12 protein-coding genes are annotated in these 12,904 nt (G+C 73.4%); 11 read left to right on the forward strand and 1 reads right to left on the reverse strand.

Annotation, left to right across the window (positions count from 1 at the left end; translation table 11 throughout):
• The first annotated feature begins 187 nt into the window (after positions 1-187).
• The 3 genes from ACIQK6_RS21300 to ACIQK6_RS21310 are packed head-to-tail and all read left to right on the forward strand — an operon-like array spanning position 188 to position 2,970.
• Positions 188-1,006, forward strand: a complete 819-nt coding sequence (locus tag ACIQK6_RS21300; RefSeq protein ID WP_329103838.1) for a hypothetical protein — start codon at positions 188-190, stop codon at positions 1,004-1,006.
• The gene (gene mycP / locus ACIQK6_RS21305) at positions 1,003-2,208 is read left to right on the forward strand and encodes a type VII secretion-associated serine protease mycosin (protein WP_329103840.1); all 1,206 of its coding nucleotides are present in this window, start codon (positions 1,003-1,005) and stop codon (positions 2,206-2,208) included. The genes ACIQK6_RS21300 and mycP overlap by 4 nt, the downstream gene beginning before the upstream one ends.
• 21 nt (positions 2,209-2,229) lie before the next feature.
• Positions 2,230-2,970, forward strand: coding sequence for an SseB family protein (locus tag ACIQK6_RS21310; RefSeq protein WP_329103842.1), 741 nt, complete (start codon positions 2,230-2,232; stop codon positions 2,968-2,970).
• 97 nt (positions 2,971-3,067) lie between these two features.
• On the opposite strand, the gene ACIQK6_RS21315 is transcribed toward ACIQK6_RS21310, so the two are convergent.
• Positions 3,068-3,445, reverse strand: a complete 378-nt coding sequence (locus ACIQK6_RS21315) for a DUF1844 domain-containing protein (RefSeq protein WP_030012387.1) — start codon at positions 3,443-3,445, stop codon at positions 3,068-3,070.
• Positions 3,446-3,770: 325 nt separating this feature from the next.
• Here ACIQK6_RS21315 and infC point away from each other — a divergent pair, with 325 nt between their 5' ends.
• The 8 genes from infC to ACIQK6_RS21355 all read left to right on the forward strand — a co-directional run bounded on the left by infC (position 3,771) and on the right by ACIQK6_RS21355 (position 12,653).
• On the forward strand, positions 3,771-4,505 hold the full coding sequence (gene infC, locus ACIQK6_RS21320) for a translation initiation factor IF-3 (protein WP_329103844.1): 735 nt from the start codon (positions 3,771-3,773) through the stop codon (positions 4,503-4,505).
• Between the two features lie 104 nt (positions 4,506-4,609).
• Positions 4,610-4,804 (forward strand): 50S ribosomal protein L35, encoded by a 195-nt coding sequence (rpmI, locus tag ACIQK6_RS21325; protein WP_030012385.1) that lies wholly within the window; start codon positions 4,610-4,612, stop codon positions 4,802-4,804.
• 106 nt (positions 4,805-4,910) lie between these two features.
• Positions 4,911-5,297, forward strand: a complete 387-nt coding sequence (rplT, locus tag ACIQK6_RS21330) for a 50S ribosomal protein L20 (RefSeq protein WP_007263143.1) — start codon at positions 4,911-4,913, stop codon at positions 5,295-5,297.
• A 159-nt stretch (positions 5,298-5,456) separates the two neighbouring features.
• Complete coding sequence (locus ACIQK6_RS21335; protein ID WP_329103847.1) at positions 5,457-6,317, forward strand: RNA methyltransferase; 861 nt, start codon at positions 5,457-5,459, stop codon at positions 6,315-6,317.
• A gap of 56 nt (positions 6,318-6,373) precedes the next feature.
• A complete protein-coding gene (locus tag ACIQK6_RS21340) occupies positions 6,374-7,612 on the forward strand; it encodes an ATP-binding protein (protein WP_402695266.1) in 1,239 nt (412 codons plus the stop codon).
• A 153-nt stretch (positions 7,613-7,765) separates the two neighbouring features.
• Positions 7,766-8,893 carry a phenylalanine--tRNA ligase subunit alpha gene (pheS, locus tag ACIQK6_RS21345; RefSeq protein ID WP_030012061.1) on the forward strand — a complete coding sequence of 376 codons (1,128 nt, stop codon included), beginning with the start codon at positions 7,766-7,768 and terminating at the stop codon, positions 8,891-8,893.
• A complete protein-coding gene (gene pheT, locus ACIQK6_RS21350) occupies positions 8,893-11,436 on the forward strand; it encodes a phenylalanine--tRNA ligase subunit beta (protein WP_329103852.1) in 2,544 nt (847 codons plus the stop codon). The genes pheS and pheT overlap by 1 nt, the downstream gene beginning before the upstream one ends.
• A gap of 137 nt (positions 11,437-11,573) precedes the next feature.
• On the forward strand, positions 11,574-12,653 hold the full coding sequence (locus ACIQK6_RS21355) for a PP2C family protein-serine/threonine phosphatase (RefSeq protein WP_402695267.1): 1,080 nt from the start codon (positions 11,574-11,576) through the stop codon (positions 12,651-12,653).
• The last annotated feature ends 251 nt before the right edge of the window (positions 12,654-12,904 follow it).

The raw sequence follows: 12,904 nt of genomic DNA on the forward strand, positions 1-12,904 counted from the left end.
CAGAGGTCTCTACCGGTGGGTAGGGGTTCCCCGCCCCGCCCTCTCTCCGTTTCCCGGGGCGCCGCCCCGCACCCCGCGCCTCAAACGCCGGCGGGGCTGGAAGGTGCGGTACCCGCAAGCACTGCTTGCCGTCGACGCCGTAGAGTACGGGCAGGCAGCCGTACGGAACGGGGGGCGGAGCCGCCGGATGACCACGACGACACCGCGGACCGCAATCCTGGGCGAGCCCGAACCGACCGCCGAACCCGCGCACGCGGACACGCGCCGCCACCCCGCACGGGTCGTCGCCGCCACGCTCTGCGTCCTCCTCGGCAGCGGCCTCGTCGGCGGGGCCGCCCTCACCACCTGGGCCGAACACCGCGCCGCGGCCCGCCCCCTCCCCGCCGACGCCGCCTACCGCAAGGCCGGGTCGCTGTGGCGGGCCGCCCCCGTCGACAGCCTGCTCCCGCCCGTCCTGACCGGCCCCTCCGCCGGCCCCGGCGGCTCCGACCGCACCTGGACCCGGATCGCGCTCGCCCCCGACGCCGACTGTTCGGCCGCCCTCGCCGCCGACTGGCAGGCCGTGCTGGCCGCCACCGGCTGCACGCGCGTGCTGCGCGCCACCTACACGGACGCCACCCGCAGCTCCCTGATCACCGTCGGCATGGTCTTCACCCCCGCCGACGCCCCCGAGATGACCGCCCTCAAGGGCCGGATCCCCGCCCCGCCCGCGTACGGGTTCACCGACGCGCAGCGCGCTGCCTGGGCCACCTCCGTACTCACCGAGGCACCCGTCGTCGTCTACACCGTCTCCGCGTTCTCCGACGGCCGTCACCCGGACGCACTCCGCCCCGCCGAGGACCTGATGAAGAAGGACGCCACGGGAGCCGCCGCCCAGGCCGGCCTCGGCCACGAGGCCCGGGCGCTCGCCGACCGCGTCGGCCGCGGCCTCGCCTTCCTCGCCGCACCTCCCGCACCGTCCACCACGCCCGCACCGACCCCGACCACCCCGGAGAGCACCCGATGATCTGCCGGGCCTCCGGGCGGGCGGCCACCGCCCTGCTCGCCGCGACCCTCCTCGTGTCCGCCACCGCCACCCCCGCCGCCGCCGACAACATCCGCGACCGCCAGTGGGGGTTGCTGGCCCTGCGAGCCGAGGAGGCCTGGGGCACCACCCGGGGCGCCGGGGTGACCGTCGCCGTCCTCGACACCGGCGTCGACGAATCCCATCCCGACCTCTCCGGCCAGGTCCTCGCCGGCACCGACCTCATCGGTATGGGGGCCGGCCCCGGCGACCGCGCCTGGGCCCGCCACGGAACCGCCATGGCGAGCATCATCGCCGGGCACGGCCACGGTCCCAGCCGCCGCCAGGGCGTCCTCGGCATGGCCCCGCAAGCCCGGATCCTGCCCATCAGGGTGATCCTCGAAGAGGGCGACCCGGGCCGCTCGCAGGCCCGCGACAGCAAGGGCGGGGCCCTCGCCGAGGGCATCCGCTGGGCCGCGGACCACGGCGCCGACGTGATCAACCTGTCCCTCGGTGACGACAGCGACTCCGCCCACCACGAGGCGGGGGAGGACGAGGCCGTCCAGTACGCCCTCGCCAAGGGCGTGGTCGTCGTGGCCTCCGCAGGCAACGGCGGCGAGGCCGGCGACCGCGTCTCCTACCCGGCCGCCTATCCGGGGGTCATCGCCGTCACCGCCGTCGACCGCCGCGGCAAGAAGGCCAAGTTCTCCACCCGCAACTGGTACGCCACCGTCAGCGCCCCCGGCGTCGACGTCGTCATCGCCGACCCCGACCGCTCGTACTACGAGGGCTGGGGCACCAGCGCCGCGGCGGCCTTCGTCTCCGGCACCGTGGCCCTCGTCCTGGCCGCGCACCCCGACCTGACTCCGGCCCAGGTGAAGAAGCTGCTGGAGGCGACCGCCTCCGACTCCCCGGCCGGCGGCCGCGACGACGCCCGCGGTCACGGGCTGGTCGATCCCGTCGCCGCCCTCCAGGCCGCCGAGGGGATGCGCCCGGAGGCTCCGGCGCCCGTGCCCGCCGCGGCCACGAGCACGTACTTCGGCCCCGGCCCCGAACCGGTCCGCCCGCGCGAGCGGGGCGCCCGGCTGGGAGCCCCGGCGGCAGCGGTCGCGGGGGCGGTGCTGTTCGCGCTGGCCGCCGTACTCGCGCGACGCCCGCGCCGGGGCGCGCGGGGCCGTGACCCGGACCCGGACGCGGCACAGTAGGGTCGGGTAACTGTGGCGAACATGGCGAACAAGAACATTCCCGACCCCGGTTTCTCCGATGACGACGGCTCCGCCGATCCCCGGCTGAGCGCGGCCCTGGCCGCCTGGTCCGAGGACCGGACGAAGGAGCCGGAGGTGCTGGCCGCCCTCAAGGGCGCCCGCCTGCTCGTTCCGGTGGTCGCCGTGCTCGGAGAGGTGGAGACCGACCCGGAGACGGGCCTGAGGCGCGAGAAGACCAGCGACATGGCCGTCCCGACCCTACGGGCGGGCGACCGGCGGGCGCTGCCCGCCTTCACCTCGATCGCCTCGCTCGCCCTGTGGGACCCCGCGGCCCGGCCGGTGGCCGTCCCGCTGCACCAGGCGCTGGCCGCCGCCGCGCACGAGAAGGCCGACACCGTGGTCCTGGACCTCGCCGGCCCCGTCACCTACCAGCTCACCGGCTCCGCGCTACTCGCGCTCGCCGAGGGCCGCACCGACGCGGACCCGCTGGCCGACCCCGCCGTGCGGGAGGCCGTACGGGCCGCCGTGTCCGCGGAGCCCGCCGTCCTGCGCGCCCACCTCGGTCCGGGCGGCGCCGGCTCCGACGGCACCCTGGCGATCGTGCTGGCCGGGGGCGCGCAGGCGTCCGCGGCGGCCCGGCGGGTCGCCGAGGCGCTGGCGGCGGACACCACCCTGCGGGCCCGGCTGGTCCGCGGACTGGACCTGGCACTGCTCCCCCCGGACGCGCCGGCCCCGCCCGGCGAGCCCCTGTTCACCCGCTGACCGCGAGCCGCGGCCCCGCGTCCCCCGGACACGACGACGGCCGGTACACCCCGCACGGGGTGTACCGGCCGTCGTCGTACGTCCTCGCGGTACGGGCTCAGCCGAAGACGGGACCCGTGAACTTCTCGCCCGGCCCCTGGCCCGGCTCGTCCGGCACGATCGAGGCCTCGCGGAAGGCCAGCTGGAGCGACTTCAGGCCGTCGCGCAGCGGGGCGGCGTGGAAGGAGCTGATCTCGGTGGCGCTCGCGGTGACCAGGCCGGCCAGGGCCGTGATCAGCTTGCGGGCCTCGTCGAGGTCCTTGTGCTCGGAGTCCGGCTTGTCCAGGCCCAGGTTGACCGCCGCGGCGCTCAGCAGGTGCACGGCCACCGTGGTGATCACCTCGACGGCGGGCACGTCCGCGATGTCGCGGGTCATGGTGTCGTAGTCGGGGGCGCCGTCGGCAGTGGGTTCGGTGGGGGGTGTCGCGTCAGTCATGCGCCCCACGATATGCCGTGCGGCGGGCTTGCGGCACGGGTGCTAGTATGTACTTCGACCGGCCGGACACTTATGTGCCCGGCCCACAAGTGGAGGCTCCGTTCTCCCACCTGACTGCCCTCCGGGGCGGCGGGTCACCGGTCAGGCGGCATCCATCGTTCCGTACGGACGATGGAAAGCTGCCCGAGTCTACGCCCCGCGGTTCGCACGCGGCGGTGTTCCGGTTGTTTTGGAGCCCCTGCCTGTGCCCGGCGGGGCTTTTTTCATTCTCCCGCTGCGGTCGGTCTGACGGAAATACACGTCAGCGGCTGTCTGCCAGGCAGCCGTGTGGTGCTACCGAGGAGGATCCATCAGCACCGAGCCCCGCATCAACGACCGGATTCGCGTTCCCGAGGTACGGCTTGTCGGTCCCAGCGGCGAGCAGGTCGGCATCGTGCCGCTTGCCAAGGCGCTTGAGCTCGCGCAGGAGTACGACCTCGACCTGGTCGAGGTCGCGGCGTCCGCACGCCCGCCGGTCTGCAAGCTCATGGACTACGGCAAGTTCAAGTACGAGTCGGCCATGAAGGCCCGTGAGGCGCGCAAGAACCAGGCGCACACGGTCATCAAGGAAATGAAGCTCCGGCCGAAGATCGACCCGCACGACTATGACACCAAGAAGGGTCACGTCGTTCGGTTCCTCAAGCAGGGCGACAAGGTCAAGATCACGATCATGTTCCGTGGTCGCGAGCAGTCCCGGCCGGAACTCGGCTACCGACTGCTGCAGCGTCTCGCTTCGGACGTCGAGGAGCTCGGCTTCATCGAGTCGAACCCGAAGCAGGACGGCCGAAACATGATCATGGTCCTCGGTCCGCACAAGAAGAAGACCGAGGCGATGGCCGAAGCCCGCGAGGCGCAGGCCGCCCGCAAGGCGGAGCGCCAGGGTGTCGCTCCCACCGAAGGCGAGGCTCCTTCCGAGGACGCCGCCGTCGAGGTCGATGACACCACCGAGGTCGCCTCCGCCGAGGCCACCGACGCCGCTGCCGAAGAGGCTCCGGCCGACGAGGCGAACGCCGAGGCCTGATTCCAGGACACCCGTCCCGGATCACCCGACACAACTGACGCTCCCGTAAGACCGGTCCCGTACCGGACCGGTGGGAGCGCCACCGACGAGGAGATAACGGCGCCATGCCGAAGAACAAGACGCACAGCGGTACCAAGAAGCGCTTCAAGGTCACCGGCTCCGGCAAGGTGCTCCGCGAGCGCGCCGGCAAGCGCCACCTGCTCGAGCACAAGTCGTCCCGTGTCACCCGCCGCCTCACCGGCAACGCGGAGATGGCCCCCGGCGACGCCGCGAAGATCAAGAAGCTTCTCGGCATCTGACGTCTCCGCTCCCCCCACCGGGAGCGGATGCACGTCGAGACCGGGACCCCATCGAATTTTCGGGTCGTGTGAAGACACCCACGGCCCCGCTACAAGGAGTTAAAAAGTGGCACGCGTCAAGCGGGCAGTAAACGCCCACAAGAAGCGCCGGGCGATCCTCGAGGCGGCCTCCGGCTACCGCGGTCAGCGTTCGCGCCTGTACCGCAAGGCCAAGGAGCAGGTCACCCACTCGCTGGTCTACAACTTCAACGACCGCAAGAAGCGCAAGGGCGACTTCCGTCAGCTGTGGATCCAGCGCATCAACGCCGCTGCCCGCCAGAACGGCATGACGTACAACCGCCTCATCCAGGGTCTGAAGGCCGCCAACATCGAGGTGGACCGCAAGATCCTCGCGGAGCTGGCCGTCAACGACGCCAACGCGTTCGCCGCGCTCGTCGAGGTCGCGCAGAAGGCGCTTCCGGCCGACGTCAACGCCCCCAAGGCCGCTGCCTAAGGGCTAGCCGGCCCAGCTCACCCGGGGCCGGCCCCCACGGACCCGCAGGCATTCGCCTGCGGGTCCGTGTGCTTTCCGCGCCGCGCCGCCCCACCCCCGCGCAGCCCCGTCCCGCCCGGAACCCCGAGCCCGGAACCCCGAGAGAGAACCGCACACACCATGGGTCACCCCGACGAGCTGATCTCCCCGCGATCCCCGCGGGTGGCCGCCGCCAGGCGCCTGGCGCGGCGCAACTTCCGCACCAAGGAGCGCCGCTTCATCGCCGAGGGCCCGCAGGCCGTCCGCGAGGCCGTCGAGCACCGCGGTCGCACCGGCGCGTCGACCCTGATCGAGCTGTTCGCCACGGTCGAGGCCGCCGAGCGCTACTCCGGGATCATCGAGGCGGCCCTGGACGCGGGGGCCCGCGTGCACTACGCCTCCGACGAGGTGCTCGCCGAGGTCTCCCAGACGGTCACCCCGCAGGGCCTGGTCGGTGTCTGCCACTTCCTGGACTCCCCGTTCGAGGAGATCCTGAGCTCCCGGCCCAAGCTCGTCGCCGTCCTCGCGCACGTCCGCGACCCCGGCAACGCCGGTACGGTGCTGCGCTGCGCGGATGCCGCGGGCGCCGACGCGGTGGTGCTGACCGACGCGTCCGTGGACCTCTACAACCCCAAGTCGGTACGGGCCTCCGTGGGCTCCCTCTTCCACCTCCCGGTCGCGGTCGGCGTTCCGGTCGAGCAGGCCGTCGAGGGGCTCCGGGCGGCCGGCGTACGGATCCTTGCGGCCGACGGCGCGGGCGCGGACGACCTCGACGCCGAGCTGGACGCGGGCACCATGGGCGGGCCCTCCGCCTGGGTCTTCGGCAACGAGGCCTGGGGCCTGCCGGAGGAGACCAGGGCCCTCGCGGACGCCGTCGTACGGGTCCCGATCCACGGAAAGGCGGAGAGCCTGAACCTGGCGACGGCCGCCGCCGTGTGCCTCTACGCGTCCGCCCGTGCACAGCGGGCGCCCGGAGGGTGCCGCTCTGTGACCCCCAGCTAGTAGTGTGGCGGCCCGGGGGGCCCACTGCGCTACTCGGAGATGTGGGGTACGGGGACATGACCGTCGGTACGAACAGCTCGCCGGGGGCCGGCACCACGGCCGGTCCGCCGTTGCCGGTCGGCCCCTGCGCCCGTACGGGCGGGGCCGCCGATGCCGTGCCCCCCGTACATCCCTCCGAAGCGCTGCGCGGGGTACCGCCACAGGGCGCGGCCCGCGGGGCGGTCCTGGGCGGCGGCGCCCCCGGTGAGGGGCTCGCCTTCGGGATCGACCCCGACTGCCTGCCCGACGGGCTCGTCGTCGCCGACGCCACCGGGCACGTGATCTGCTTCAACCGGGCCGCGGCCCGGATGACCGCGACCGAACCCGCGCAGGCGCTCGGCAGGCGCATCGAGCGGGTGCTCCCGCTGGAGGACCTCGAAGGCCGCCGCTGGTGGACGCTGACCGACCCGTACGGGGGCCTCGCCACCCGCCGCGGGCAGCCCGAGCGGAACCTGCTCCTCCCCGGCGGCCGCGAGGTGCTGGTCTCCGCCAGCTACGTCCGTACGCACCCCACCGGCCCGCTGCGCCGCCTCGTGGTCACTCTGCGCGGTACCGAGGCCCGCCGGCGCACCGAGCGCAGCCACGCCGAGCTCATCGCCACCGTCGCCCACGAGCTGCGCTCCCCGCTGACCTCGGTCAAGGGGTTCACCGCCACCCTGCTCGCCAAGTGGGAGCGGTTCACCGACGACCAGAAGCGCCTGATGCTCGAGACCGTCGACGCCGACGCCAACCGCGTCACCCGCCTCATCGCCGAGCTCCTCGACATCTCCCGCATCGACTCCGGCCGCCTGGAGGTGCGCCGCCAGCCGGTGGACATCGCCACCGCCGTCGGCCGCCACGTGCAGGCGCTCACCGCGAACGGGCAGGACCCCGAGCGGTTCCTCGTGAGCGTCAGCCGCCCGCTCCCCGATCTGTGGGCAGATCCGGACAAGATCGACCAGATCCTCGGCAACCTCCTGGAAAATGCGGTGCGCCACGGAGAGGGAACGGTCACCATCGGTGTGTCGCCGCACGAGAAGGGAACCGCCGTCACCGTGACCGACGAAGGCCCCGGGATCCCCGAGGAGTCGATGGGCCGCGTCTTCACCCGCTTCTGGCGGGGGAGCAAGCGCGGCGGCACCGGCCTGGGCCTGTACATCGTCAAGGGCATCGTGGAGGCGCACGGCGGGACCATCACGGTCGGCCGCGGCCCCGGCGGCGGCGCCGAGTTCCGATTTATCCTGCCCGTGAGCGCCCCCGCGTACCTCACGCAGTAGCCCTGCGGAGCGTCTCGGCAGGCGGCCCACGGGCTCCGCAACCCCCAGCGACCTTTAGACTCGTCCTTTGGCACCTTTGCGTCCTTGTGCCGAGCGCGTCCTGCGCGTCGCGCGGGGGACCCAACCAGCCAGCCATCGGAAGTACGGGAAGAGATGTCGGCACCGAACAAGTCGTACGACCCTGTCGAGGTCGAGGCACTGAAACCGGAAGAGATCGAGCGCATGCGGGACGAGGCGCTCGCCGCCTTCGCGTCCGCCGGCGACCTCGACGCGCTGCGCGAGGCGAAGACCGCGCACATGGGCGACCGCTCGCCCCTGGCGCTCGCCAACCGCGAGATCGGCGCGCTGCCCCCGCAGGCCAAGGCCGAGGCGGGCAAGCGCGTGGGCCAGGCCCGCGGCGCCGTGAACAAGGCCTTCGGGGCCCGCACGGTCGCGCTGGAGGCCGAGCGCGACGAGCGGGTGCTGGTCGAGGAGGCCGTGGACGTCACGCTGCCCTACGACCGCGTCCCCGCGGGCGCCCGGCACCCCCTGACCACGCTGATGGACCGCATCGCGGACATCTTCGTGGCCATGGGGTACGAGGTTGCCGAGGGTCCCGAGGTCGAGGCGGAGTGGTTCAACTTCGACGCCCTCAACTTCACGCCCGACCACCCGGCGCGCCAGATGCAGGACACCTTCTTCGTCCAGGGGCCCGAGGGCACCCAGGGCGACGAGTCCGGCGTCGTGCTGCGCACCCACACCTCCCCGGTGCAGGCGCGCTCGCTGCTGGAGCGCAAGCCCCCCGTCTACATCGTCTGCCCGGGCCGGGTGTACCGCACCGACGAGCTCGACGCGACGCACACCCCCGTCTTCCACCAGGTCGAGCTGCTCGCCGTGGACGAGGGCCTGACCATGGCGGACCTCAAGGGCACCATGGACCACATGGTCCAGGAGCTCTTCGGCGAGGGCACCACCACGCGCCTGCGCCCGCACTTCTTCCCCTTCACCGAGCCGTCCGCCGAGATGGACATGCAGTGCTACGTGTGTCGCGGCGAGTCGGTGGGCAACCCCGACCGCCCGTGCCGCACCTGCTCCAGCGAGGGCTGGATCGAGCTCGGCGGCTGCGGCATGGTCAACCCCAAGGTGCTCGTCGCCTGCGGCGTGGACCCCGAGAAGTACAGCGGATTCGCCTTCGGGTTCGGCATCGAACGGATGCTGATGTTCCGCCACAACGTCGAAGACATGCGAGACATGGTCGAGGGTGACGTTCGTTTCACCCGGCCGTTCGGGAGTGAGATCTGATGCGCGTCCCGCTTTCTTGGCTGCGGGAGTACGTCGACCTCCCCGCGGGTGAATCCGGCCGCGACGTGGCGGCCAAGCTGGTCGACGCCGGCCTCGAGGTCGAGACCGTCGAGCAGCTCGGCGGCGGCCTCAAGGGCCCCCTCGTCGTCGGTCAGGTGCTGACCATCGAGGAGTTGGAGGGCTTCCGCAAGCCGATCCGCTTCTGCACGGTCGACGTCGGCTCCGCCAACGGCACCGGTGAGCCGCAGGAGATCGTCTGCGGCGCCCGGAACTTCGCCGTCGGCGACAAGGTCGTCGTGGTGCTGCCCGGCGCGGTCCTGCCCGGCGACTTCGCGATCGCCTCGCGCAAGACCTACGGCCGCACCTCGCACGGCATGATCTGCTCCGGCGACGAGCTGGGCATGGGCGACGACGGCACGCACGGCATCATCGTGCTGCCGCCCGAGCACGAGGTCGGCACCGACGCGATCGAGCTGCTCCAGCTCGTCGACGAGGTCCTCGACATCGACATCACCCCGGACCGCGGCTACTGCATGTCCATGCGCGGTGTCGCCCGTGAGGCGGCCACCGCCTACGGCCTGCCGCTGCGCGACCCGGCGCTGCTCGACGTGCCCGCGCCGAACTCGTACGGCTACCCGGTCAAGGTCGACGACCCGGCCGGCTGCGACCGCTTCACCGCCCGCACGGTGACCGGTCTCGACCCCGACGCGCGCTCCCCGATCTGGCTGACCCGCCGCCTGCAGAAGGCGGGCATGCGCCCGATCTCGCTCGCCGTGGACATCACCAACTACGTGATGCTGGAGCTCGGCCAGCCGCTGCACGCCTACGACCGCTCGTCCATTGAGGGGACGATCGGTGTGCGTCGGGCTGAGCGGGGTGAAGAGCTGATCACCCTTGACGGCGTCAAGCGCACGCTCGACGCCGAGGACCTGGTGATCACCGACAACAGCGGCCCCATCGGGCTCGCCGGTGTCATGGGCGGCGCCAACACCGAGATCGCCGACTCCGTCACCACTGTGTTTGATCCCTCTGGGTCGACGGGCGCCGTCACCGGTACCACGGACGTGGTCATCGAGGCCGCGCACTTCGACTCCGTGTCGATCTCGCGCACCGCACGTCGCCTGAAGCTGTCCTCCGAGGCCTCCAAGCGCTTCGAGCGGGGCGTCGACCCGCAGGCCGCCGCCGCGGCCGCGCAGCGGACCGTCGACCTGCTCGTGCTCCTCGCGGGCGGTACCGCCGAGGCGGGCGTCACCGAGGTCATCGCCCCGGGCGCGCCGCGCACCATCGCCATGCCCGCGGACCACCCGGACCGGGTGGCGGGCATGGAGTACGGCCGCGAGACCGTCGTGCGCCGCCTCCAGGAGATCGGCTGCGACGTCTACGGCCAGGACGAGCTCGTCGTCACCGTTCCCTCGTGGCGGCCCGACCTCGCAGCGCCCAACGACCTCGCCGAAGAGGTCATCCGGCTGGAGGGCTACGGGAACCTCCCGTCGACCCTCCCGCAGGTGCCCTCCGGCCGCGGTCTGACCGCCCGGCAGCAGTTGCACCGCCGGGTCGGCCGCGCGCTGGCCGGTGCGGGCTACGTGGAGGCGCTCAGCTACCCGTTCATCGGCGAGGGCGTCTTCGACCAGCTCCAGCTCCCCGCGCACGACGTCGCCCGCCAGGTCGTCAAGCTGGTCAACCCGATCTCCGACGAGGAGCCGGCGCTGCGCACCACGCTGCTGCCGGGTCTGCTCGGCGCGCTGCGCCGCAACGACAGCCGGGGCAGCCACGACCTCGCGCTCTTCGAGACCGGTTCGGTCTTCCGGGCCGCCGCCCAGCCGGGCGTCGCCGTACGGCTGCCCGTGGACCGGCGTCCCACGGACGAGGAGATCGCCACCCTGAACGCGGCCCTGCCCGCGCAGCCGCGGTACGCCGCGGTCGTGCTGGCCGGTGCGCGCGAGCAGGCCGGCTGGTGGGGCAAGGGCCGTCCGGCCGACTGGGCGGACGCGGTCCAGGCGGCCCGCGCGCTGGCCGTCGAGGCCGGCGCCGAGCTGGTGGTCCGCCAGGGCCAGTACGGTCCCTGGCACCCGGGCCGCTGCGCCGAACTGGTCGTCACCCTCGGCGGGGTCGAGCAGGTCATCGGCCACGCCGGTGAACTGCACCCGCGCGTGGTCAAGGCGATGGGCCTGCCGGCCCGCACCAGCGCGATGGAGATCGACCTGGACCGCCTCGCGGCGGCGGGTGGCGAGGCCCTCCAGGCGCCGCGGATCTCCTCCTTCCCGGTGGCGACCCAGGACGTGGCGCTGATCGTCGACGCCTCGGTTCCGGCGTCCTCGGTGGAGGCCGCGCTGCGCAAGGGCGCGGGCGAACTCCTCGAATCGCTGAGGCTGTTCGACGTGTTCACCGGTGAGCAGGTCGGCGAGGGCAAGAAGTCCCTGGCCTACGCGCTGCGCTTCCGTGCGGCCGACCGGACCCTGACCGCCGAGGAGTCCACGGCCGCGCGCGACGCGGCGGTGGCCCTGGCGGGCGAGCGGACCGGGGCGGTGCTCCGGGGCGCGTAGCCGCTTCGTACCCGCGTGAGGGGCACGTCCGGACCACCGGACGTGCCCCTCACTCGTTCGGGTGAGAACCCCGGTGGCCCGTGTCCGGGGCACCGGCCGGTCGACACAATCGATCCGGCCGGAGGGGAGTCCTACGGATGATCACGCGCGGGGAGATGCCCCTGGTGCGCCGGGTGTGCGTCCTGGCCTGGGCCGGCGCCGCCGTGTCCTGGGAGTTGTCCAGGCCCGGGCGGTTGGTCCCGAGCCTGGCCACCTGTGCGGCCTTCCTGCTGTTGGCCACCGGGTGCGCGCTGCTCATCCGGCGCGAGCTGTTGGCCGAGCTGGGCCGTGCGCAGGAGATCGCGGGCGCCGCGCAGCGGGTGCTGTTGCGGCCGCTGCCGGTACGGATCGACGGTCTGATGCCGGCCGCGGCGCTGCTCTCGGCGAGCCGGGGCGCGGCGGTGGGCGGGGACCTGTACGAGGCCGTGCCGACGGCGTACGGGATGCGGGTGGTGATCGGGGACGTCCGGGGCCACGGCCTGCCCGCGCTGGGCACGGCCGCCGCCGTGCTCGGGGCCTTCCGCGAGGGGGCGTACGACGAGCCCTCGCTGGACGGTGTGCTGCGGCGGATGGAGCGGGCGCTGGGCCGCCACGTCCGTGACCGGGCGCGGGCCGATCCGCAGTCCCCGGTGGCGGAGGAGTTCGTGACGGTCCTGCTCCTCCAGATCGCCCGGGACGGCATGCTGTTGGCGCTGAACTGCGGCCATCCCTGGCCCTATCTGATCGGTCCGGCTCCGGTCCCGGAACACTGCGGTGCGCGCAGCCGGGGCTCCGCACCGAACCCCGCGCCGCCGTCGGGGCCGGAACGTGCAGCCCGTTCGGCGTGCGAGGACCGGGTCAGAGCGGCGCCCCGTTCCGTGCGGCGGGCTCGGGTGGGGGCGCTGGTCGGCGGCGAGACCTTGCCGCCGCTCGGGGTGGTGCCCGTGCCGGCGGACGTGCGGCCGCGCGCCTGCGGGGAACTCCGGCCCGGGGAGACGCTGTTCCTGTACACCGACGGGGCCGAGGACGCCCGCGACCGGGCCGGTCGGTTCTTCGATCTGGCGGGCGTCCTCGCACGGGGGGCGGCGGCCACGCCCGCGCGGCTGGTGGCGGACGTGCACGCCGCTCTGCTCCGGCACACCGGCGGGCGGCTCGCCGACGACGTCGCCCTACTGGTGCTCCGCAACGACCGGTCCTGACCACCGGCCCCGGACACGCGCGCCGGGCCCGGTGGATGAGCCCGGCGCGCGCTCTCGACCCGGCCCCTGCCGGGGCGCGGCGACCAACCGGGCGCCGGCGGGGCCGGAACGCGCCGCCCGCCTGCCATGGAGTGTCGGGCAGACGGCAGAACGGGCGGCGCGGTGACGGGTCGTCGCACTGTACGAGGGGGAGCCGACGACCCGAGCTACCTCTTGGCGAGGCTCTTCAGTGAAGCGCCTCCAGGGGTCCG

The sequence above is a fragment of the Streptomyces sp. NPDC091682 genome (assembly GCF_044756625.1).
Lineage (GTDB): Bacteria > Actinomycetota > Actinomycetes > Streptomycetales > Streptomycetaceae > Streptomyces.